19 protein-coding genes, 1 tRNA gene and 1 pseudogene are annotated in these 24,726 nt (G+C 35.5%); 9 read left to right on the top strand and 12 right to left on the bottom strand.

Features of this window, described 5'->3' with window-relative positions; genetic code table 11:
- Positions 1-118: 118 nt before the first annotated feature.
- The 6 genes and pseudogenes from A9G23_RS02530 to A9G23_RS02550 form a co-directional block, all read left to right on the top strand.
- Positions 119-1,849, top strand: a pseudogene (locus A9G23_RS02530) (type VI secretion system Vgr family protein); the annotation flags it as partial.
- A gap of 30 nt (positions 1,850-1,879) precedes the next feature.
- Positions 1,880-2,587 carry a DUF2345 domain-containing protein gene (locus A9G23_RS11700; RefSeq protein ID WP_255306867.1) on the top strand — a complete coding sequence of 236 codons (708 nt, stop codon included), beginning with the start codon at positions 1,880-1,882 and terminating at the stop codon, positions 2,585-2,587.
- A 59-nt stretch (positions 2,588-2,646) separates the two neighbouring features.
- Positions 2,647-3,774, top strand: a complete 1,128-nt coding sequence (locus tag A9G23_RS02535; protein WP_065586133.1) for a hypothetical protein — start codon at positions 2,647-2,649, stop codon at positions 3,772-3,774.
- Between the two features lie 17 nt (positions 3,775-3,791).
- A complete protein-coding gene (locus A9G23_RS02540; protein WP_065586134.1) occupies positions 3,792-5,543 on the top strand; it encodes an esterase/lipase family protein in 1,752 nt (583 codons plus the stop codon).
- Complete coding sequence (locus A9G23_RS02545) at positions 5,536-6,678, top strand: T6SS immunity protein Tli4 family protein (protein WP_065586135.1); 1,143 nt, start codon at positions 5,536-5,538, stop codon at positions 6,676-6,678. Before A9G23_RS02540 ends, A9G23_RS02545 begins: the two co-directional genes overlap by 8 nt.
- Positions 6,671-7,795, top strand: a complete 1,125-nt coding sequence (locus A9G23_RS02550; protein ID WP_065586136.1) for a T6SS immunity protein Tli4 family protein — start codon at positions 6,671-6,673, stop codon at positions 7,793-7,795. Before A9G23_RS02545 ends, A9G23_RS02550 begins: the two co-directional genes overlap by 8 nt.
- Before the next feature lie 469 nt (positions 7,796-8,264).
- Here A9G23_RS02550 and A9G23_RS02555 read toward each other — a convergent pair whose 3' ends face one another.
- The gene (locus A9G23_RS02555) at positions 8,265-8,876 is read right to left on the bottom strand and encodes a riboflavin synthase (protein WP_065586154.1); all 612 of its coding nucleotides are present in this window, start codon (positions 8,874-8,876) and stop codon (positions 8,265-8,267) included.
- A 310-nt stretch (positions 8,877-9,186) separates the two neighbouring features.
- On the opposite strand from A9G23_RS02555, the gene crcB reads away from it, so the two are divergent.
- Both crcB and A9G23_RS02565 read left to right on the top strand, forming a co-directional pair.
- Positions 9,187-9,564 carry a fluoride efflux transporter CrcB gene (gene crcB, locus A9G23_RS02560; RefSeq protein ID WP_065586137.1) on the top strand — a complete coding sequence of 126 codons (378 nt, stop codon included), beginning with the start codon at positions 9,187-9,189 and terminating at the stop codon, positions 9,562-9,564.
- A 106-nt stretch (positions 9,565-9,670) separates the two neighbouring features.
- Positions 9,671-10,069, top strand: coding sequence for a cell division inhibitor SulA (locus A9G23_RS02565; RefSeq protein ID WP_065586138.1), 399 nt, complete (start codon positions 9,671-9,673; stop codon positions 10,067-10,069).
- Positions 10,070-10,928: 859 nt separating this feature from the next.
- Here A9G23_RS02565 and truC read toward each other — a convergent pair.
- The 9 genes from truC to A9G23_RS02610 form a co-directional block, all read right to left on the bottom strand.
- A complete protein-coding gene (gene truC, locus A9G23_RS02570; protein ID WP_065586139.1) occupies positions 10,929-11,636 on the bottom strand; it encodes a tRNA pseudouridine(65) synthase TruC in 708 nt (235 codons plus the stop codon).
- 23 nt (positions 11,637-11,659) lie between these two features.
- Positions 11,660-12,478 (bottom strand): pyridoxal phosphatase, encoded by an 819-nt coding sequence (locus A9G23_RS02575; protein WP_065586140.1) that lies wholly within the window; start codon positions 12,476-12,478, stop codon positions 11,660-11,662.
- Between the two features lie 112 nt (positions 12,479-12,590).
- A complete protein-coding gene (recR, locus tag A9G23_RS02580; protein ID WP_065586141.1) occupies positions 12,591-13,196 on the bottom strand; it encodes a recombination mediator RecR in 606 nt (201 codons plus the stop codon).
- A 212-nt stretch (positions 13,197-13,408) separates the two neighbouring features.
- Positions 13,409-14,011: a glycerol-3-phosphate 1-O-acyltransferase PlsY gene (plsY, locus tag A9G23_RS02585; RefSeq protein ID WP_065586142.1), complete on the bottom strand. Its 603-nt coding sequence runs from the start codon at positions 14,009-14,011 to the stop codon at positions 13,409-13,411.
- A 170-nt stretch (positions 14,012-14,181) separates the two neighbouring features.
- Positions 14,182-17,022 carry an excinuclease ABC subunit UvrA gene (gene uvrA, locus A9G23_RS02590; RefSeq protein ID WP_141670032.1) on the bottom strand — a complete coding sequence of 947 codons (2,841 nt, stop codon included), beginning with the start codon at positions 17,020-17,022 and terminating at the stop codon, positions 14,182-14,184.
- A gap of 234 nt (positions 17,023-17,256) precedes the next feature.
- The gene (locus tag A9G23_RS02595) at positions 17,257-18,192 is read right to left on the bottom strand and encodes a sugar kinase (RefSeq protein WP_065586144.1); all 936 of its coding nucleotides are present in this window, start codon (positions 18,190-18,192) and stop codon (positions 17,257-17,259) included.
- Between the two features lie 14 nt (positions 18,193-18,206).
- Positions 18,207-18,686 carry a YhcH/YjgK/YiaL family protein gene (locus tag A9G23_RS02600; RefSeq protein WP_065586145.1) on the bottom strand — a complete coding sequence of 160 codons (480 nt, stop codon included), beginning with the start codon at positions 18,684-18,686 and terminating at the stop codon, positions 18,207-18,209.
- Between the two features lie 577 nt (positions 18,687-19,263).
- The gene (locus tag A9G23_RS02605; RefSeq protein WP_065586146.1) at positions 19,264-19,596 is read right to left on the bottom strand and encodes a DMT family transporter; all 333 of its coding nucleotides are present in this window, start codon (positions 19,594-19,596) and stop codon (positions 19,264-19,266) included.
- A 196-nt stretch (positions 19,597-19,792) separates the two neighbouring features.
- Positions 19,793-19,868, bottom strand: a tRNA-Lys gene (locus tag A9G23_RS02610).
- A gap of 228 nt (positions 19,869-20,096) precedes the next feature.
- Here A9G23_RS02610 and A9G23_RS02615 point away from each other — a divergent pair.
- Positions 20,097-20,768: an OmpW/AlkL family protein gene (locus tag A9G23_RS02615; RefSeq protein ID WP_065586147.1), complete on the top strand. Its 672-nt coding sequence runs from the start codon at positions 20,097-20,099 to the stop codon at positions 20,766-20,768.
- 48 nt (positions 20,769-20,816) lie between these two features.
- Here A9G23_RS02615 and A9G23_RS02620 read toward each other — a convergent pair whose 3' ends face one another.
- On the bottom strand, positions 20,817-23,675 hold the full coding sequence (locus A9G23_RS02620) for a valine--tRNA ligase (RefSeq protein ID WP_065586148.1): 2,859 nt from the start codon (positions 23,673-23,675) through the stop codon (positions 20,817-20,819).
- Positions 23,676-23,875: 200 nt separating this feature from the next.
- Entirely contained in the window at positions 23,876-24,724 is an 849-nt protein-coding gene (gene panC / locus A9G23_RS02625) for a pantoate--beta-alanine ligase (RefSeq protein ID WP_065586149.1), read from the bottom strand.
- Positions 24,725-24,726 lie beyond the last annotated feature (2 nt).

Consider the following 24,726-nt stretch of genomic DNA (forward strand, 5'->3'; position numbering starts at 1 on the left):
GACGGGTTTAGGGGGCGTTAGCCATAATCGCTATAGCTTAACTGTTGAGGGGCTGCGCTCGCCGATTTCGGTTTGGCATGTTGACGGTAATGAGTCGTTAAACCAGCCTTGGCGTTATGTGATTACGTTTACCAGCTCTGACAAAGCGTTATCCATTGATTCAGTGCTTAATCAAAAAGCCACATTCTCTTTTAATCCTGTTATCCATCAACCGTATCAAAGCGTAATGTCAACAATCTCATCATTAAGTGACTTACCGTCGGTGAATGATAAACGCACCTTGCATGGGGTGATTACTGAGTTTAGTCAGTTATCGGTCAATAAAGAGGAAGCTCATTATCAGGTGGTATTATCTTCGTGTTTAGCACGGCTGGCTATTGGGCAACATAGTGCCATATTTTAACAGCAAAGCGTGGTGAGTGTAGTTGAAGAAGTGCTGCGCAGTCATGGTTTGACGGGCATTGATTACCGTCTAGAGTTAAAAGAGAGCTATCCTGAGCGGGAGTTTATCACGCAGTGGCAAGAAAGTGACCTTGAATTTATTCAACGCTTATTGGCCGATGTGGGTATCTGGTTTCGCTTTGAAACCCACGCCGAGCGCCACTGTGATGTAATGGTGTTAAGTGATTATGAGCAAGGCTATGCGCAGGTGGCTAATATTGACGATAAGCCCCCCAGTGGCATGGCAGATAGTGGCGTTGAAAGTGTGTGGGATATCAGCCTGCATAGCGAAGTGGTGGTCTCCTCAGTCAAGGTACAAGACTATAACTACCGTGATGCCCTCGCCGATTTACAGGGGGAAGTTAACACCCAACCCAAAGACCTGACCACCTATGGCTGCGACTACCGCTATGCCGAGCACTATCAAGGCTTAGATAGCAACGGACAGGAAAATCCACAAACTCGTGGTGATGATAATCGTGATAACGGCAATAATTCTAATGAGAATAATACGCATGACGACAATCAGATTGAAAGCGGTCAGTGGTATGCGCGTATTCGCCATGAACAGGCGATTAGCCAAAAAATTATCCTCAAAGGCAAGAGTAACCGCTATCACCTTGCCCCCGGTCAATGGATTAATATCAACGGCAGTCCGCTAGCAGATATTAATGACGGTATCATTATTTTAAGTGTACAGGGGCAAGGTAATCGCACTGATGCCTATGAACTCACCTTTACCGCCATTCCTTATCACCCCTTAAAACCTTATCGCCCTGCGCCCATACGCTGGCCACAAGTCAGTGGTACGTTACCGGCAAGGGTCACCAGCCCCGACAATGACACCTATGGCTATATTGATACCCAAGGACGCTATCGAGTTAAATTTAATGTTGACCTGAAACAATGGAAAAGTGGCACCGAAAGCTTATGGGTACGCTTAGCCAAACCGTATGCGGGTAACACCTATGGCTTTCACTTCCCGTTAATTGATGGCACCGAAGTGGCCATTGCCTTTATGCAGGGTAATCCCGATAGGCCTTATATCGCCCATGCGATGCATGACAGTGCTCACCCTGACCCTATCACCACCATTAACAAACACCGCAATGTGATTCGCACGCCGGCTAATAACAAACTGCGCATGGATGATAAACGCGGGCAAGAGCATATTAAACTGGCCACCGAATACGGCAAAACCCAACTTAATTTGGGGCATTTGGTCGATAATAAAAAACAACCCCGCGGTGAAGGCTTTGAGCTGCGCACCGACGAATGGGGGGCGATAAGAGCGGGAAAAGGGCTTTTTATTACCTCTGACGAACAATATAAAGCGCAAGATATTCAGCTAAATATGCAACAAGCAAATGAGCAACTCAATAATGCTCTTAATTTGGTATCTGCGCTACAAGATGCGGCAAAACAAGCCGAGGCTGAGTTGGCTGATTTAGAAACACAAAAGAAATTATTAACTCAGTCTCTTGAAGAATTAAAAGCAGCTTCAATTCTACTTTCATCCCCTAAAGGTATTGCTCAAGTGACGCCAAAAAGCATTCAACTTTCTTCCGGTGAAAATCTAATACTATCCAGTTATAAGCACACAGATATTAGCGTATTAAGGAAATTTATGGTAGCAGCTGGCGAGACCATTAGTTTATTTGCCCAAAAAATGGGAATTAAATTATTTGCATCCCATGGCAAAGTAGATATTCAAGCACAAAATGACGATATGTCATTAAGTGCACAAAAAGATATCTCAATTGTTAGTCAACAAGGGCGAACTGTTATTTCAGCTAAACAAGAGCTCATTTTTACTTGCGCAGGTGCCTATATTCGACTTGCTGATGGGTCAGTCGAGATTGGCGCGCCAGATAATATTATTAATAAATCAGCAACATGGCAAAAATTGGGTGCCGATAGTTTAAGTCAAATGATGAATAAACAAAAAAGTAGCCATTATTCAATTCATTCGCAATTACGTTGGCAACATGATAATTCTGTTATAAAAAACCGAAAGGTAAGAATTATTCGAGCTGATAATAGTGAAATAGAAGCAGTAACCGATGAAAATGGAATGCTACCTGCACAATACAGTCAATTTGTTGAGCCAATAACTATTGTGATTGAGCCAGAAACAAAAAATTAAACATCGTATTACTAATTTAAATCATGATCACAAATATATAAATAGCAGGAAACATATTAATGGGCTGGGAAACTTCTAAATTATTAAGCTATCAACCAATTAAAAAACCAAATTATCTATTATGGGGGATGAGTTTATTATTTTTAATTTTAGCTGGTTTTATAATAACTGTTTTTACCTATGATGGCTCAGACTACCTTTTATTTTGGTTTCTGGCTATTGGTGTTCCGTTTTTTTTATGGATAATGATACTTGCATCTTGTTTATTAATTAACATTTCTGAGCATGCTTATAATGAAAGAATCACAGAACTAAATCAAGAATCAACCCTATTTTGGCAAAATTGGAGTAAGCAACAAATACCTATATTTGGGAGTTATCTGATCTGTGCAGAACAAAATGGCATAAAAGCTTTAACAGGTGATCTTGAACAAATTCCTCTTTATCCTGAAAAAGCAAGACCCCTATTTAATTTGACTGCCTCGACTAAACCCTATTGGTTTCTTGATGAAGTAATGCAAAACTTAGAACAACAATGCCCTAATTATCGTCACTATTTAACGCATATCTACATACCTAAAGCACTCATTGATGACGATGATCTGCTAGAAGCCATATTTCAACGTTGGGATTTATATCCCGAACCAGTAATGGATTATTCGGTATGGATGTCAATACTTTATGAAGAGCCAGATAATATAGAATTATCGCTAATATTAGTATGCCAATATAGTGATAGAACCTACCATCATCACAGTAAATTTATCAGTGCTATGTTAATTGGTGCAGAATCATTAATGAATACTAAAAAGCTACAAGCAAAATCTTGGTTAGGTCGTTTGATGATCGCTCAGGACGATTTATCAGCTGATATCAATCAGTTTTTTACTTATACACAACTTTCTGCTCAAAATGTTAAAGATGTTTGGATTTCTGGATTAGACCCAAAAAATCGCACTCAATTTAACATTGAAAGGCATAAATTAGATATTGGTGAAAATAAAGAAAATCTAATTCATGATATAGATTTAACTTTTGCCAAACCCACAGAATTGACAAAGTATTTAGCGTTAACGATGGCAAGCGGTTGTGTTAGTGCTTCTTCTCAAGAGCAACTCGTTATTAGCCAATATGAAAATAAAGTCTATATACAGCTAATTACTTTTAAAAAATTGCTACAAGAATAGAATAGGTAGAAAACAACATGACTAACAATAATCAGCAAGCCACGTATTTATATAATACCGTTCCAACATCAGAAAATACCATACAAGGTTTATATCTTGAAAAAGAACGACTTATTGTACCGATTATCTTTATTCCTGGTGTGATGGGCAGTAATTTAAAAGAAAAAACAGATAAAAAGAAAGTAAAATCGATAGAGACTAATAACTCTAAACCGGTTTGGCGTTTAGATGATGAAACATCGGTTATTGGCTGGTCATTACCGTATTATGGTGATGCTAAAGCACGAAAATTAGAACTTGATCCTGAAAAAACAGAAGTTGATGATCGTGGCACTGTGGTTGATGCGGCAGCCGAAGAGGTCGCTCGAATTAAAAATGAATATAATTTAAAGATACAATTATTAGGTAATGATAAAAGTCAACGGAATGAAAAGCGTCGCCTTAACCGAGAACAAAAAAAAAAAATCCAAAAAGCAATAAATAGTAACCTTGAAAACAGACTTTTTGGTTCGCGACAAGCACGAGGTTGGGGGACAGTAGGTTATATTAGTTATGGTGAATTTTTAGAATTATTACAAAAAATCTTATTTGAACCAAATGGTCACTTATCAACTATTTTAAATGATTTAACAAAACCGCCTTCATTTTCATTAGATGAGGGTTCAAAATCGTCACTAGAGTTAGATGAAAAGCAAATTCAACATTGCGAAAAATTTTATTTTCCCATACATGCAATGGGGTATAACTGGTTACAATCTAATGAAGATAGCGCTATGGCGTTAAAAAAACTTGTTGAAGTGACCTTACCCAAATACTATAAAAAGCGTGGAAAAACCTGTGATAAAGTGATTTTGGTCACTCACTCTATGGGGGGATTAGTTGCCCGTTATTATACTGAAGCATTAAATGGTCGGAACAAAGTCTACGGAGTAATCAATGGTGTACAGCCAGCTACGGGCGCCGTTGCTGCCTACACACGAATGAAGCGGGGCACAGAAGTTAATGGAGATAATAGCATAAGTAATTTGATAACGGTCAATGTTTTAGGCAAGGATGCCGCAGAAATGACCGCAGTTTGTGCACAAGCGCCAGGACCACTCCAGTTATTACCCTCGCCAGAATATGGTATGGGTTGGCTCACGATCACAGATCCTAACGGTAAACCAGAATCCTATCCTAAAACTGATCCTTATGCAGAAATCTATTTAGCCAAAGATAAATGGTGGTGCGTCTGTGAGCCCCATTTGATTAATCCATTTAATACTGACCATAATTCGCAACAAATGCAAAAGGATTGGAAAAGCTATAAGAATATTATAAATAGAAAGGTAAATCCGTTTAATTCAGCTATTGCCAACAAATATCATCCTAACACTTATGCTTTTTTTGGCCTTGAAAAGGATGCTAATAATATTAAAACAGAGTCGTTGACTTATCAAATCGCCCACTGGCAAGGTTCTGTGATGGTAAGCAAAAAAAAGGCGTCAGCCAACCATATTGGTGATAAAAATCGGCTTAATTTAAAAGAGTTAGTGGAAATAAGAACCCTCCAAAATGGAGATATAAATGAAAAATACACGCTATTACCCGCAGATGGTAATGGTGATGGCACCGTATCGCAGCGATCTGGCGAAATATCAATTGATTATTTAAAAGCACGAATGCGTTTACCGGTTGGCCATGAACCCGCTTATAAAAGTGAAATCAGTCAAGAGTTCACCCTTCGAGCCATTGTTGACATTATGTATAAGGTAAAAATAAATGATTAATTTAACTAAATTTTATAAATATTATTTCGGTTTTATTGCAGGTCTATTCGCGCTAACCGTATTAACCAGTTGTCAGATATTTCATAAGGACATTCGTATGACTAAATTATCACCAACACAACAGCAACAAGTAAATGAGTTATTAAAAAAGAGCGCAACACGCTGTATTGGCACCTATTTAATCGACTTACCCATTGAATTTAAAGTCAATGAAGAGGGATATTTTGATTATCAAAGTAATTCTATTATAACCATTGCCACAAATCAACAATACTTACCCCCTTTTAAACAGATGATAGCTCGGCGTGAGCAAGAGTTGCGAAATACTAAACCGGTTGATCCTCTTGATGGCAATTATCTAAAACACGTGTATCTAGTGCACACCAATAACCCCGATAAAATGCAAGGCATTATTTTTGAACGTATGGAAAGTATTGGTACACCTGACGTAGCCAGAATATTGGAAGGATATCGCTGGCAGGATGAAGTCACCTTAAAAATTGTAATAAAAGCAGACGATGGGTCTGGCGAAAAATATGCCAAAGCTAGGCAAATTGATCCTGAATCCTATGGTAATAACGTGCCACAAAAATTAGCTGAGTTACATAAACTGTTTGACCGGATTAAGCCACGCGATGATTTAACTATCCCAACAACACCTGGGTTTTGTTTTTTGCACGGTTTTATGCAAGGAGAAGATCGTGAATGGAAAGATATGGGGTTTATCTATTTGCATAATACAATCAATAATTTTTATTTTAGTATCGATTATAACGATTTTAAAGAAGGTGATGCATTACTTGATAAGCCAGAAGGTTATGTTACGCAAGGCCGAGGACATACTATCTATAAAGGGACGCGTAAGAGTAATGGGTTACTGCTAGAAGACTGGATAGCAAAAGGGCAATTTCTCCTTAATGAAGAAGGCTTCTATTCCGATGATTGGGGATATGTATTTTCGCTGGGGATTCATATGACCGACCCAACCTATAAAACACCACAATTACGTTTAGAAATGTACTACAAAATCCCAGATGATGAAACACAAGCATATAGTGAAAAGCAACTTATGGTCATTTGGCGAGAAATCACTAATAGCATTAGAATAAGGGAAAGCTCTTTTGAAAATGAATAAATATTACTGTGGTTTTATTGTTGGTTTGTTGGTGCTGATCGTTTTAATCTGTTATCAGATCTTTAACCAAGATATTCGTATGATTAAATTATCATCAACACAACAGCAACAAGTAAATAAGTTATTAGAAAAGAGAGCAACACGCTGTATTGGCACCTATTTAATTGATTTGCCTGCTGAATTTAAAGTCAATGAAGAGGGATATTTTGATTACCAACGTAATTATGTTATAACCATTGCCACTAAGCAACAATACTTACCCCCTTTTAAACAGATGATAGCTCGGCGTGAGCAAGAGTTGAAAAATACTAAACCAGTTGATCCAAGGGATGGTGATTATTTAAAGGCCATTTATTCCGTAGATACAAATGACCCAGAAAAGATGCAAGGCATTGTTTTTGAACGTATGGAAAGTATTGGTACTGCTGATATTCTTAGAGTGTTAGAAGGTTATCGCTGGCAAGATGAAGTAACGTTAAAGATCGAAATGAAAGCACAAAATGGCTTAGGCGAACAATATACTAAAGATAGGCAAATTGATCCTGAATCCTATGGTAATAACGTGCCCCAAAAATTAACAGAGATGTATAAACTGTTTGACCGGATTAAGCTGCGCGATGATTTAACTATCCCAACAACACCTGGGTTTTGTTTTTTGCACGGTTTTATGCAAGGAGAAGATCGTGAATGGAAAGATATGGGGTTTATCTATTTGCATAATACAATCGATAATTTTTATTTTAGTATCGATTATAATGATTTTAAAGAAGGTTATGCATTACTTGATAAGCCAGAAGGTTATGTTACGCAAGGCCGAGGACATACTATCTATAAAGGGACGCGTAAGAGTAATGGGTTACTGCTAGAAGAATGGATAGCAAAAGGTCAGTTTTTTCTTGATAAAAAAGGTTTCTATTCCGATGATTGGGGATATGTATTTTCGCTGGGGATTCATATGACCGACCCAACCTATAAAACACCACAATTACGTTTAGAAATGTACTACAAACCTCCTTTAGATCCTAGACAGGCGTATAGCAAAGATCAACTAATGGTGTTTTGGCAAGAAATCACTAATAGCATTAGAATAAGGGAAAGCTCTTTTGAAAATGAATAAACTTTAGAAAGTACTTGCGTTATTTACGGTAATTTGAGACGCCATCAAAATAAATAAAAAATAAATGGTTATTATTTTTGAGAGTTGTTCTAGTAATAAAGCATCAATAACAAATTAATTTTTATATAGCTTTATTCTAAAGAGAAAATATTTACATTTATTTATGCAAACACGAAAAAATTTAAGGCCGCTGTTATTATTGAAAATAATTACGGCAAATATTTATTTATCAAAAAAATAATGATGATTACTTTATTTTACCTAGCAAAAAAAGAAAATACCAAAGATGAGTTGTATTTAAAAGTAATTATCCAATAAAATAATTAACCATGAAAAAACAACGAAAAGAGAATTTTATTGGATTAATATTAATCATCCAATAAAAAACTTATCGTTCAGGATAAACAATATTATTAATTTTCTATTACAAGAAAAAGTATGCTATCGAACGAGATAATCATTAGCTATCTTACCGTTCTCTTGTAGTTAATACCCGTTCAACTGTATCAACAATGGCTTGAGTTTGAGAATCAATTTCAATGTTGACTTTATCCCCTACTTTTTTTTCGTCTAAAGTAGTAATGGCTAACGTTTCGGGAATTAAGTGAATAGTAAAACTATCTATTTTTACCTGTCCAACCGTCAGGCTGGCGCCGTCAATTCCTATAAAGCCTTTATATAATACATATTTCATAAATTTTTTCGGCAATTGTAATGTCATTTCACAATTCGTGGCGGTTTTTTGTATATCAATAATGGTTGCAGTGCAAGAGATATGCCCTGACATCACATGCCCACCAATTTCATCACCATATTTGGCGCTACGCTCGATATTGACATAATCATTGATTTTTTTATCACCCAATGTAGTTAATGCAAGAGTTTCTTCCATAATATCAAACGACACAACATCTTTATCAAAGCCTGTTACAGTTAAGCAGCAACCATCATTGGCAATTGAAGCGCCAATTTCAATTTTATCGGTTAATTGATGCGGTAATTTGACTTTATATGTTCTTAATTTAGCTTTGTCTTTAATATCAATAATTTGACCTACACCCTGTACAATTCCCGTAAACACCATTTTCCCCTTTGCTATATCAATTTTTAATGGCTATTTTAGCCTAATCAAATCATAATTTCCTAATGATTAAATTAATTGTATAGACAAATAATATTAAGACCTGTCTTTATGTATTATTATTATTCAACTAAAACAAATATAAAATTTGGATCAAACGATATTCGTTTCTAGCTCCTATCGTTATGATCAGTCTAAATTTTTTGTTAATTAAAGTGAGGCTTACCTTAAAGAATTAATTATTGCATGTAAAAGGATATATTTTATCTTCATGCAGTTGGATTTCACTTTTGCTAATTAAGGATTATCTATGTTGAAACTTATTCTAGCCATTTCAGTCGGCTCTGTGGCGGGGGGGTTATTGCGTTGGTTTTTATCGCTTAAATTAAATATTATTGCTTTTGCGATTCCGCTAGGCACACTACTGTCTAATTTGGTCGCAGGCTATATTATTGGCTTTGCTATTGCCTTTTTTAATCATTCTACCCTTTCAGCCGAATGGCGTTTACTTGTAATAACGGGTTTTTGTGGTGGACTGTCGACCTTTTCGACTTTTTCAGCCGAAATCGTTAATTTTTTACAAGAAGGTCGAATATTGTGGGGATTAGCAACCATTTTTATACATGTTATTGGTTCCGTTTTAATGACTTTTTTAGGAATCATGTCATATCAATGGTTGCGTTCTTAAGTTTGTACTATTTATAGATAATATAAAAAATGATTACAAAGAAAGTTTACAACCGCAAAATACTGTATTAATATACACTGTATACAAACACAGTATTGAGATTATTATGCTTATTGAACATTCAACACCACAACTTATGGCTGTTAATTTTGAGTCACCTTTTCAACAGGTATTGCAACAACAACGCCCTTTATTAAAATCATTTAATAAAGCTAAAAAATGGCAATTATGGCTCTCCAACCGACCAATGTTAAAACGCTCATGGGTTAATAGCGCAGGTTTAGATAAACACAAAGTGATTCATCTGACAAATTTAAATAGCTCAAACCTAGTATCAACCATTGAAAAAGCCTTACAAAGCAAAACCTGCAGCTATGTGGTTGCCTGCATCAATGATCTTAATGAACAAGATAAGGCTCGCTTGCAACAAGCGGTATCATTAAGTGATACCTGTCTGCTTTTGGTTAACGATCAACAATGTGAACAGCTAATTCAATACCACTAACTGGGAGTGATAACCAATTTATTATCCTACCCTACAGTTTATCGCTGTTTTATTTTGTTCTCCTGTTGCTACTAGTTAGAAGCAAAAGGCTTTAAATAGTTTACCAATTGTGGGGAAAAACTAAATAATCGAGTATGGGAATCCAATAATATTCGCCAATGGTAATGATGTTTTTATACACTAAAGACCGTTTAAGCTTTAAAAAAGTAAACGCATATAGTAATTTGGTTGTACACGCTGCTTAATAAGTACCTATAAGAAACCCCATTATCATTAATGGAATAGAAACAAGCTTTTTCATTACAGTTTTCCCACTTAATATATTTTGATAAAGGTAAATCATTAATTTATATTGTCTGTTTTTCCATATGCCCCTTTATTTGTACAATAGACTTATGGCTAAGTAAAATTTAGGTGATTTTGATTATCATAGATCCAATCAAATACTCATTGCATCTTGTTTGGTTTGATTAATGACTGTTTTAGCTATCCATTGTGATTGTGATATTACATGCTGATCATCAAGTTTCCAGATATTTTTAAGTATCATAAATATTTCAGAGCCATCACTGATCGAAATAACATAATTTCGTTTTTTACACCTGCATATGTTGTGGAAGGTATTAAAATCTGTTGAATCACTAGGTATATATTTTTAATCGCGAATATCATACTGCATTTTAATAAATTAGTTAAAATCTATAATTCCCTAAAAAAATTTGAGAAATGAGAAATTGAGATTAACCTCGCCATACAGCAAAAAACGATTAAAGTTGATTGAATATTATTTGTAAATACCCCCTTACTTTTAGCATAGAAAATGTTCTAGTTTTGGGTTGTACTATTTTAGGAAATAGTATTACTTAAATTTTAATAAGATATTTTTCCAACTTGAATCCAATTGAGCATTTATTGTCATTTGCTTTTGCTCAATTGGATGCGTAAATTTTAATACACTGGCATGAAGCATTAATCTTTTAATACCGAAATAATCGGTAAATGCTCGATTTTGATGAAGATCACCGTGTTTACTGTCTCCTAAGATAGGATGAAAAATGTGCTTCATATGGCGACGTAATTGATGTTTACGACCCGTTTTTGGTTTTAATTCAATAAAACTATATCTTGCAGTATCAAATTTACCAACTTTAATCGGAACTTCAATTTTGCTAATCCCTCGATAAAAAGTCACTGCATCTTGTGCAGATTTATTTTTGTGAGAAAATTTATCAGCGATTTTGTCTAATTCTTCAACTAAAGGGTAATCAATCACTGCTTCACCCTCAACATAACCACGCACTATTGCATAATAGTTTTTTTCAATTTTTTTGGTCAAAAATTGTTCAGACATTAAACGTGCAACTTTGCTGGATAAGGCGAACAATAATACGCCTGAAGTTGGTCTATCGAGTCGATGTACAGGAAACACATGTTGACCAATCTGATCTCGCAAGGTTTGCATAACAACCACGGTTTCATTTTTATCTAACCAACTGCGATGCACAAGCCACCCTGATGGCTTGTTGATGGCAATTAAGACATCATCTTGATAAAGAATTTCAAACATGGATTAATTTACTAAAAAATCAATTATAAAAATAGTTTTTCAAGTTCTGTAGCTATACTTGGGCTATTATTATCACCAATGGCATAATTTGCTTTGGCTTTTACTTCGTCATCGGCATTACCCATCGCAATTCCTAACCCAGCACTAGATAACATACTTATATCATTATAACTATCACCAAAAGCGACTATTTCACTTAAATTAATATCTTCGTGCTCAGCCCAATGAGTTAAACCATTTCCTTTGGTATTTCCTTTAACTGCAACATCCGCTCGATTTGACCAAGACCATTCACACGAAAACACATCTAACGAATCCACTGTATCTGAAAATTGTTGTAGCGCAGGGATGTTATGGCTACTTGTTGCAAATTTAAAAATAGCACCTGCCTGATCAATAACCTTTTCAAAACTCTCTACTTTTTGAATTTCTGGTTGTAAAAAATCTGGTAATGATTTAACCCATTTAAAAAAACCTTCTAAATGATCATCTAATACTTCATAAGTCATCATTTGATCAGTATAAATTAAAGTATGAATACCATATTGATTGACCAGTTTTAATAGCATTCGTGCTTGATCTTTAGTCATTGGTTTAGCTGCAAAAGCCTCTTTTTTTTCAAAATTATAGACATAAGATCCATTACAGCAAATTGCTGGCGTTGATAATTTGAGTTGATAGTAATAAGGATAAATTACAGAATGATGACGCCCCGATACTAAAATGACTTTCACACCTTTAGCACTGATTTTTTTTATCATCTCAACTGTTTCTGGCAAAATTAAACGGTTACTGGCTAGTAACGTACCATCCATATCAAAGGCAACAGCTTTATACTTCATATGATCCCTCTTTTTATTTCTAACTTCTGCTCTAAAGTTTAGCTAAACATTTAAACCAAATAATTAGTTAAACATTGAGTTTACAAGCTGGTATTAAAACTTCACATTAAATTTAAAATTCAATTTTTTGGCGTCCAACAAACGAATGCGATAAGGTAGTACCATCGACCATTTCGAGCTCTCCTCCAACTGGAACACCATGAGCTATTCGTGTTGCTATTACATTAAACTCTGCACACATTTGAGCAATATAATTGGCGGTTGCATCACCTTCAACGGTCGGATTAGTGGCTAAAATAACTTCGCTGATCGATTCTAATGTTAATTTGTTTTTCAATAAATCAAGTCCAATATCATTTGGACCAATACCGTCTAATGGAGATAAATGGCCTAATAATACAAAATAACGTCCACTATACTGCCCTGTTTGTTCAATAGCAACTATATCTGCAGGCGTTTCGACTACACAAAGTTGCCTGCTGTTTTGACGACGATAATTTGCACAAATGGTGCAGACTTCTTGTTCAGTAAAGGTTCGACATTCTTTGCAATGACCTATATTTATCATTGCTTCATGTAACTCATGAGCTAATTTAATGCCACCTTGTCGATTCCGTTGTAATAAATGAAAGGCCATACGTTGCGCTGATTTGGGACCAACGCCAGGTAAACAGCGCAGTGCTTCCATAAGTGATTCTAATAATGGACTTATTTGCATGAATTTATTTGGCTCTCACAATTTGTTTTTTAGATTAATAATACCTTCTTTCCAAAATCTATCAAACAACAATTATTCTATTATTTTAATTTAATAATGATAAAAATTGAAAAAAACTTACAAAAATATTAGTAGATACAATCATGTTTAGTTTGCAATAGCTTTACAAAAGCAAATCGTTAGATTTATACTTATTGCGTATAGGTTTTAGACTATTTTTTGTTCTTGCTACGATCATAACTTTTCATTTCTTCACCCTTTAAAAGGCGTGTAATGTTACTATTGTGACGAATAATAATCAAACATGAAAGCATTGCAACCGGTAAGGTAAGCTCAGGTTTAAATAACCAAACATAAAATGATGCCATAAGAAAACCAACAATTGAGGCTACTGATGAATACCCAGTTATTAATAGGGTAAACAACCAAGTCAAAATAAAGCAAGCTGTAAAATCAAACCCGATAGGAGCCATCATACCTAATGCAGTTGCAACACCTTTACCACCATGAAAATGAAAAAAACAGGGAAAGATATGCCCTAAACAAGCAAAAATACCAATAATACCTAAAAAGAAAGGAGTAATACCAAGCCGATAAGATATATAAACCGGAATTGTACCTTTTAACATATCAAAGATTAAAACAAAAATGGCAGGTAATTTGCCATTAAGTCGTAAAATATTGGTTGCTCCGGGATTGTGCGAACCGTGTTCTGAAGGATTAGGCAGGCGCATGATACGGCTGATAATCATTGCACCAGAAAGTGATCCCAAAAAATAGGCAATTATGCTCATCAATACAATTTGTAATGTCAAAATACAACTCCTTTCATTTGCCACTTTCTGCTAATAATTAAACTTCAAGCAATAAAACAAACACATTATAAAGCTATATTTTGCCTATTTTCGCTATTTATTAAAAATATAAAAGATCTGGGTATTACACTTCGCCCATCCTATATATGCTAAGTGGTAATAATGTTATGCTACTTAGCTTTTTGTTTTTCCAACAAAGGTTTTAAATATTTTCCAGTGAAAGAATGTTTAGATTTAGCAACCTCTTCAGGCGTCCCTTCGGCGATAATTTCTCCCCCACCGTTACCACCTTCTGGTCCTAAATCAACAATCCAATCGGCCGTTTTGACCACATCCAAATTATGCTCAATGACAACAATGGTATTCCCCTTATCCCGCAATGAATGCAATTGTATGAGTAATTGTTTAACATCAGCAAAATGCAGACCTGTTGTTGGTTCATCTAATATATATAAAGTGCGACCAGTATCTCGCTTAGATAACTCTTTTGCAAGTTTTACTCGTTGCGCTTCACCTCCCGATAATGTTGTTGCTGACTGACCAATAGTAATATAGGATAACCCTACATCAATCAATGTTTGCAACTTACGTGATATCATCGGCACTGCATCAAAAAACTCTCGCCCTTCCTCAACGGTCATATTCAAAATCTCGTTAATAGACTTACCTTTATATTTGATTTCTAAGGTCTCACGATTATAACGAGCGCCATGACACTGATCACAAGGAACATAAATATCCGGCAAAAAGTGCATTTCAACTTTAATTAAACCATCACCTTGGCAAGCTTCACATCGCCCACCCTTAACATTAAAACTAAATCGCCCTGGATTATAGCCTCGTGCACGGGATTCTGGTACACCAGCATAAAGTTCACGGATAGAAGTAAAAAATCCCGTATAAGTAGCAGGATTAGAACGTGGTGTCCGCCCGATTGGACTTTGGTCAATCGCAATGACCTTATCAAAATGGTTAAGCCCTTTAATAGCTTGATATGGCGCTATTTCAGTTTTTTCGGCACCATTGAGTTCGTTTTGGGCTAGTGGATATAAGGTATCATTAATTAAGGTTGATTTCCCTGAGCCCGATACACCAGTAATACAAGTAAATAATCCAACTGGAATATTTAATGTCACATCTTTAAGATTATTGCCCGTTGCGCCAATAAGTGATAATATTTTTTGCTTATCAACTTTGGTGCGAATAGTTGGAACTTCTATTTTTTCTTTACCAGATAAATATCGGCCTGTTAAAGATTTTTTACATGCCATGATCTGTTTAGGTGTACCTTGTGCAACGACTTCACCACCATGTACACCTGCACCAGGGCCAATATCAATCACATAATCGGCAGACATGATAGCTTCTTCATCATGTTCAACCACAATAACCGTATTACCTAAATCACGTAAATGCGTTAAAGTGCCAATCAGTCGAGTGTTATCACGTTGATGCAATCCGATAGAAGGCTCATCAAGCACATACATCACTCCAACCAGTCCAGCGCCAATTTGGCTTGCTAATCGAATACGCTGTGCTTCGCCACCTGATAGGGTTTCAGCAGAACGAGACAGCGTTAAATAATTCAGTCCAACATTAATTAAAAATTGTAAACGATCGTTAATCTCTTTCAAGATTTTTTCGGCAATTTGAGCTCTTTGCCCACTCAATGTCAACTTATCAAAAAAATCCTTAGCCTGCTGAGTACTTAAATCACTAATTGTTGGTAGATTTGTATCATTAATAAATACATTTCTTGCTGCTGTACATAACCTTGAGCCACCGCAACAAGGGCACGGTCGATGGCTAATATATTTTGCTAGCTCTTCGCGGATAGTTTGTGATTCAGTTTCTTTATAGCGACGAGCTAAATTATTAATAATTCCTTCAAATGGGTGTTTACGTTTAACCACATCACCGCGATCGTTTGAATAAACAAACTGAATTTCGGTCTTACCTGATCCATTTAATAAAATATCTTTTATCTTTCCAGGTAATTTTTCATACGGTTTATCAATATCAAATTTATAATGCTCCGCTAATGATTTTAGCATCTGAAAATAGTAAAAGTTGCGACGATCCCAACCTTTAATCGCACCCGCAGCTAATGAAACTTCTGGCATTTGCACAATACGTTTTTGATCAAAATATTGCTGCACGCCCAAACCGTCACATTCAGGACATGCGCCAGCTGGATTATTAAATGAAAATAATCGCGGCTCTAACTCTGAAATACTGTAACCACAAATTGGGCAAGCAAAATTAGCCGAAAACAAATATTCTTCAGCTTGAGGATCATCCAAATTGGCTACTTTAACAATTCCATTAGTAATTGAAAGCACGGTTTCAATCGACTCGGCCAAACGAAGCTTTAAATCGTCACGAATACGAAAACGGTCAACAACAACCTCAATGGTATGCTTTTTTTGCAGTTCAAGAATAGGGGGATCAGAAAGATCATAAACATCACCATCTACTCTAACTCGTATATAACCACTAGCCGCTAGTTGCTCAAACAGTTTAACAAATTCACCTTTACGTTCAATAACCACAGGAGCAAGTAGCATATAACGATTTTCAGTAGGTAATCCCATAATACTATCGACCATTTGTGACACCGTTTGTGCTGCTAATGGTAAATGATGATTTGGGCAGCGCGGCTCACCAATTCGGGCAAAAAGCAACCGTAAGTAATCATAAATTTCAGTGATGGTTCCAACTGTCGAGCGAGGATTATGTGAAGTCGATTTTTGCTCGATCGAAATAGCTGGCGATAAACCTTCAATATGATCTACATCAGGTTTTTCCATCAATGATAAAAACTGGCGAGCATATGCCGACAACGATTCAACATAACGTCGTTGCCCTTCAGCATACAGAGTATCAAATGCTAACGAAGATTTACCCGATCCTGAAAGCCCAGTAATAACAACTAGTTTATCTCTTGGAATAGTTACATTTATGTTTTTAAGATTGTGTGTTCGTGCACCACGAATATCGATATCTTTGATTGACATAGATCTCTTCTTTTTTGTGTTTTTAAACAAACTGAATAGAAAATTAACTGTATATTATACCAGTGATATTTGATGAAATATACAACTATATAGATGAATCTACTGCTCGACTAATTTTATATTAAAACATAGTCTTTTCTGAAACTTTTTGACAAAAAATCAACTGAAAACATTGATTTTTACTAGAACCAAAAAACGGCTATCAATAGCCGTTTTTGCAGATTTAAATTAATCCATTAATTTAGGCGTGGCATCAACAGGAATAATTGCACCGCGATATTGTATAACCGCACTTGCAACTAAGTGACCTTGTAATGCTGATCGTACTGGATCCCTTCCAGTTAAACGCGCCGCTAAGTAACCCGCAGAAAATGAATCACCTGCAGCAGTGGTATCAATCACTTTATATTTTGCTACCCTATTTGCTGGCACCTCAAAACGCCCTTCACTGGATTCAATGATGCAACTATTACTGCTGCGTTTAATCACAATTTCCTTGACACCAAAGTTTTTAGTCCTCTCAATTACTTGCTCACAAGATAATTCACCCCATAACAGATCTTCATCATCTAGAGTTAAAAATGCAATATCCGTAAAACTAAGAATATCAGCATAAACACTACGTGCTAAATCAAGGCTATTCCATAAATGTGGGCGGAAATTATTATCAAAAATAACTTTACCACCATTAGCTTTAACGCGTTTTAAAAGTTCTAATAATTTAAGGATACTTTCAGCATCTAAAATAGCAATACTAATACCACTTAAATAAACATATTCATATTGTGCAATTGTTTGTGTGATACTATCTGTTTGGTTTGTCTTTAACCAATACTTAGCTGCAGCATCACTGCGCCAATAATAAAATGAACGTTCACCTAGTTCATCAGTGACAATAGAATAAATGCCAGGCATTTTATCTGGCATTTTCTGCACTAAATTTATTTTAATTTTCTCGTTTTGCCAGCGTTGTAACATCTCTTGACTAAAAGGGTCGATACCAAGCCCTGTCACATAATGAATAGAAAAATCGTTATTTTTTAGTAATCTAGATAAATAAACAGAAGTGTTAAGAGTATCCCCTCCAAAGTTAAGATTGGTTGAATTTTGTTTAATCGACAATTCAATCATACACTCGCCAATAATAGCAATTTTTACCGTCATAGTTTTACCTGCCCTTATTTTAAATATAAATAATCAAATGCAATTTTTACCACAACTTTCCGAACCGTTACAATTTTGCCATCAATTGTACAAAGCGGTTTATGTACTTCATGAGGTAAAAATACAATAAAATCGTTCGGTTGTAAAACTAATATGGTTTCTTCATTTGGCGTTTTAATAAAAGCAATATCATTTTCTGTTAATCTATCATCTAAAACTTTTGTATATGGCGGTAATGTGCATACAGCCATCCCCTCTTGTCCTTCTAAAACAATTTGAACGTCAATATATTTTTCATGATATTCTGGATTTGCTTCGTGGATATGACGCAATGTACTATCAGATAGCATAAAAAACATATTATTGCCGTCAATATCATAACGCCCGACGGGAGTATTACTGTTAACGTTATCTTTAATATATTCAATTGATTGTTTTATTTTTTCTGGCAGATAAGGAACTAATCCTAAATGATTAATATTACCTATAATCATACTAAATAATCCTTAATTTCTTGCTTAATCATAATTACTAATAATCAAATTATTGCTGTAGAAATTCCTTACAACACATTAATTATATTGGTAATGAGTATATACTGAAGTCAACAATTTTTGTAGATCACTTAAGTATAGAGACTCCTTGCGTTATTTACATTAATTTGAGAGACAACTGTAATGAATATACATAAAGAACAAAATTAATGTCTATCACCAACAAGAAATGTGATGATTACATCACAAAGAAAAAATAAGGAGTACGATTTGGTTAAATCGTTTTATAATGGATCGCTCAAATATTTATAACATACTAAAATAGCTAGATTACAGTTGTTTGTAACATTTACCAGTAACACGAACGTTATAACATGATTAGTTATAAATTAACCGTCTGGTTAACATTGAAAAATCTAATGCAAATAAATTAAAGCGACAATCAAAACGCTATAACAACCCCTATCTCAGGAAATGCTACAATTTCATAACCTATATAAGGTATTATAGATAAGTAACAATCTTTCAATTTTTTGTTGCAATTGAAAGTTTATTATAAAATTTACTTATTTAAATTTTAATGTCCAGACACTTTCGAAAATAGATTAATAATCACGACACCAAACATGATAAATCCCATGCCTATTAACGCAGCTAGATCCAAAGTTTGTTTTAAAAAGATCCATGCAATTAAACTAATTAATACAATGCCGATTCCAGACCAAATCGCATATGCAATACCAACAGGAATTGTTTTTAATACTAACGAAAGAAGATAAAATGACGCACTATAACCAATAATGGTGATGCTAGAGTAAATAAGATTGGTGAAACCACTCGATAGTTTTAACGAAGATGTTGCTATCACTTCACAAATAATTGCAAAAAATAGTAATAAATATGAGTTCATCTTAATGCCTATAGTCGTTAGCTTAAAAAAGCTAATTATCTAAAGTTAACGCTAAAAACTTAGATTAATCAACTTTAATTAACAGTATAAATGTTAATAGATATAACCAATATTTTCGTTGCCTTATTTTTACATCATTAATTATGACCGACAGGTAAAATAGATAGCTATTAACGCATGAAAAGGGAGATATTTATGGTGGGTTGTGAGGGGATCGAACCCGCGACCAATTGATTAAGAGTCAACTGCTCTACCGACTGAGCTAACAACCCACTGAAATATTTTAGTCTATTTTATATAAATTTAATTAATAATGCAAATAATCAATCTAATTTTATTTTTTAATAATTTTGATGTAAATCTCAGAAATATCAAATCTAATATTGTAATATTGATAAAATAAATCGATTATACAAACCAATTGTACTTACTCTAGCTTTAGTTAAAATTTTTTGTTAATAAATAAAACTATAAATCATAGTTAAATTTTGGAGATTAAAATGAAAATATTATCAATTACAATGCTTATCTCAATGGGATTAGCAAGTTCTGTAGCTTATGCACATACTGCAAATGACATTATTGTCCGTGGTGGACCTGTTTATGTTCACCCTCAAGATAAAAGTGATCATGTTAAAGTAGGCGGAGCCAAAAGTGATCTAAAAGCAAAAGCCGATAACGATACACAACTTGGATTAAATTTCCAATATATGGTGACCGATAATATTGGTGTCGAACTGTTAGCTGCAACACCTTTTAGCCATCAGGTTAAGTTAGGTGGGGGCAATTCAACGGGACTTTCTGGTGCTCATTTAGGTAAAATTAAACATCTACCACCAACATTAAGTGCTGTTTGGTATCCACTTGATTCACAATATGAGCTACAACCCTATGTTGGAATGGGTATTAACTATACCTTCTTTTTTGATGAAAAACTTAGTGGTGAAGCCAAAAAAGCGGGATTCCATGGCTTAGATCTGGATAGTTCTTGGGGCTGGGCAGCACAAGTCGGTGCTGATTATACTTTAAATGACAATTGGCTTTTGAATGCTCAAATCCGTTATATTGATATTGAGACTAAAGCAACAACCCATTTAGGCAATACTAAAGTTACCGCTAATTATAAGCTTGATCCATGGGTTGCCATGATTGGTGTGGGTTATAAATTTTAAATTAGCAAACAAAAAAACCTCTCAAACGAGAGGTTTTTATTACGAAGATTAAAGATTTTTTATGGCAACATACTGCTCTTGCAGTTTGGCTTTATCATCAATATAACCTTGTTGTTTTTCTTTTTCTTTAGCAACTACTGCTGCTGGTGCTTTATCGACAAAGCTGGCATTAGACAGTTTATTTTCAATACGAGAAATTTCACCATTGATGCGTTCAATTTCTTTTTCTAAACGCGCAAGTTCGTTTTCTTTATTGATTAATCCAGCCATTGGGATTAGCAACTCGGCGCCATCAACCAGTTTTGTGACCGATAATGGTCCAGTTTCACCATCATCAAGTAAAACAATTTCAGACAATCTTGCTAATGATTCAATAAAATTGATGTTATCAGCGATGATTCGATGTACCGTTGGAGAGCCTTTTCGAATCAATAATTGTAGTGGTTTACTTGGCGCAATATTCATTTCGGCACGTATGTTTCGTACGGCAATCACGACATCTTTTATCCAATTAATATCAGCTACTGCTTGATCATTTGAATGCTGTTCATCAAAAGCAGGCATTGGCTGTAACATGATGGTGTCAGCGGTTATATTCATTAAGCCTTTTACATTTTGCCAAATTGCTTCGGTTATAAATGGAATAATCGGGTGCGCAAGACGTAATAGAGCTTCTAATACCGTAATTAACGTATGGCGAGCTGCGCGTTGCTGTGACGGTTCGCCATTGGCTAAAATGGATTTGGTTAGTTCTAAATACCAGTCACAGAATTGATTCCATGTGAACTCATATAAAATATTAGCTGCTAAATCAAAACGATAAGTATCAAATGCGTCTCGATAAGCTTTAATGGTTTGATTAAATTCGGCTAAAATCCATTTATCTGCTAAAGAATAATCTAAATCCCCGCCTTTAAAGCCACAATCATGCCCTTCTGTATTCATCAGCACATAGCGGCTAGCATTCCAAAGTTTATTACAGAAATTACGATAACCTTCTAAGCGTTTTAAATCCCAATTAATATCACGTCCAGTTGAGGCTAACGCTGCTAAAGTAAAGCGTAGCGCATCAGTACCGTGCGCCTCAATACCATTAGGGAACTGTTTTTGAGTGCGTTTAGCAATTTTTTCAGCTAATTGAGGCTGCATCATATTGCCTGTTCGTTTTTCTAATAAAGCTGGCAGCGAAATACCGTCAATCATATCTAAAGGATCGATAACGTTTCCTTTAGATTTAGACATTTTCTGCCCTTCTTCATCACGAATTAAACCTGTGACATACACCGTTTTAAAAGGAACTTGCGGTTTACCATGTTCATCTTTAATAAAGTGCATGGTCATCATGATCATTCTAGCTACCCAGAAGAAAATGATATCAAAACCAGTTACGAGCACATTGGTTGGATGGAAGGTGGCTAAATCATCAGTATTATTCGGCCAACCTAACGTTGAAAATGTCCAAAGCGCAGACGAAAACCAAGTATCCAGCACATCTTCATCTTGCGATAATTCAATATCATTCGATAGATTATTCTCGCGTCGCACTTCTGCTTCGTCACGGCCAACATAAACATTACCTTGTTTATCATACCAAGCCGGAATACGATGTCCCCACCATAATTGACGTGAAATACACCAATCTTGAATATCATTCATCCAAGAAAAATACATATTTTCATACTGTTTTGGTACAAATTGGATATCACCATTTTTTACTGCATCAATAGCTGGCTCGGCAAGCACTTTTGCTCGCACATACCATTGATCGGTTAACATAGGTTCGATCACAACGCCACCACGATCACCATATGGAACGGTCAAATCATGCGGTTCGATTTTTTCTAAAATACCCAATGATTCGCATTCTGCAACGACTGCTTTACGCGCTGCAAAACGTTCTAGATTCTGGAATTGAGCCGGAATGGTTGATTCGTAAGCCCTGCTTGGTTCACCATTAGTATCAAATACTTCAGCTTGCTGACGAATATCCCCATCAAACGTTAAAATGTTGATCATTGGTAATTGATGACGTCGCCCAACTTCATAATCATTAAAATCATGCGCAGGGGTGATTTTTACGCATCCAGTACCTTTGGTCATGTCGGCATGTTCATCACCCACAATTGGAATACGGCGGTTAACAAATGGTAATATGACAAATTGACCAATCAGATCTTTATAGCGAGGATCTTCAGGATTCACCGCAACCCCTGTATCCCCAAATAAGGTTTCAGGACGAGTAGTTGCCACAACTAAATAATCTTTGCCGTCGGCTGTTTTAGCCCCATCAGCTAACGGATAACGTAAATGCCACATTGAACCTTTAACTTCGCGGTTTTCAACTTCAAGATCAGAAATAGCTGTACGTAGTTTTGGATCCCAATTGACTAAACGTTTACCACGATAGATGAGATTTTCTTGATATAATCTCACGAAAACTTCTTTTACTGCATTTGATAGACCTTCATCCATGGTGAAGCGTTCGCGATCCCAATCAACCGAATCCCCTAAGCGACGCATTTGCTTAGTAATGCTACCGCCTGATTCGGCTTTCCATTGCCAAATCTTGTCAATAAAAGCATCACGCCCATAATCATGGCGTGTTTTATTTTCTTCAGCCGCAATTTTGCGCTCTACCACCATTTGCGTTGCAATACCGGCATGATCGGTACCCGATTGCCACAAGGTATTATTACCTTGCATACGATGATAACGAATTAATGCATCCATAATGGTTTGCTGAAAAGCATGCCCCATATGTAAACTACCTGTCACATTCGGTGGTGGAATGGCAATACAATAACTTGGCTGTGATTTGTCACCATTGGGTTTGAAATAACCACTTTCTTCCCAATGCTTATAAATAGGTTGTTCGATTTCTTGTGGATTGTAAGTCGTATTTTTCATAATTAATGCATAAATCCTGATTTAAGGCATAAAATGATTATTATTCTACAGTAAAATAGTCAAACAATAAATTGCCATAATAATAAACTCATTGATTTAATCTACTTTTAAATAATTTTAATAATACGATGAATAATACAAAAAAATCACCTTGAATTAAGCGATCTTTTTGTCACTATTACTAAAAATAGTGTTTATAATTAGTGATGTTGATAAATAAAATTATCAATTAATCGTGTTTTACCAATATAAACCGCCAACGCACATAAACTATCTTTCTCAAGAATATCAACAGATGTTAATGATGCTAGATCGACAAATTCAATATAGTCAATCTTGGCTAAAGGTTGGTTGACAATAAGATCATGCATAGCTTTTGTTATAACAATTACCGACTTTTCCCCCTGCTTTATCATTGCATTGGCACATTCAATTGCTTGATAAAGGCACACGGCTGCGGATCTTTCAGGTTCAGACAAATAGCTATTACGAGAACTTTTAGCCAGTCCATCTGCTTCACGCACAATCGGGCAACCTATAATATCAATATCGAAATTCAGATCACTGACCATTCGTTTAATTACCGCTAGCTGCTGTGCATCTTTCTGTCCAAAATAAGCACGATCAGGTTGTGTAATGTTGAATAATTTTGTGACAACAGTGCAAACACCTTTGAAATGTCCTGGGCGCCTTTTTCCACATAAAGCATCTGTTAAACCATTAACATCAACATAGCTGTTAAAATTAGCATCATACATTTCACTGGCAGTTGGACAAAAAATCAAATCCACCCCTATCTTCTCACAAACAATTTTATCTCGCTCTAAATCACGAGGATAACTAGCAAGATCTTCTGAAGGTCCAAATTGTATAGGATTAACAAAAATCGTCACAATAACTTTTTGGTTATCCCTTTTAGCCGCGGCCATTAAGCTTTGATGGCCTTCATGTAAATAACCCATGGTGGGAACAAGCCCGATACTATAGCCAGCTTGACGCCAAGCTTTAACTTGTTCTCGTACTTGTCCAATTGTCGTTACAACATTCATTT

Origin of the sequence: Gilliamella sp. App4-10, assembly GCF_001690495.1 — a bacterium.
Lineage (GTDB): Bacteria > Pseudomonadota > Gammaproteobacteria > Enterobacterales > Orbaceae > Gilliamella > Gilliamella apicola_G.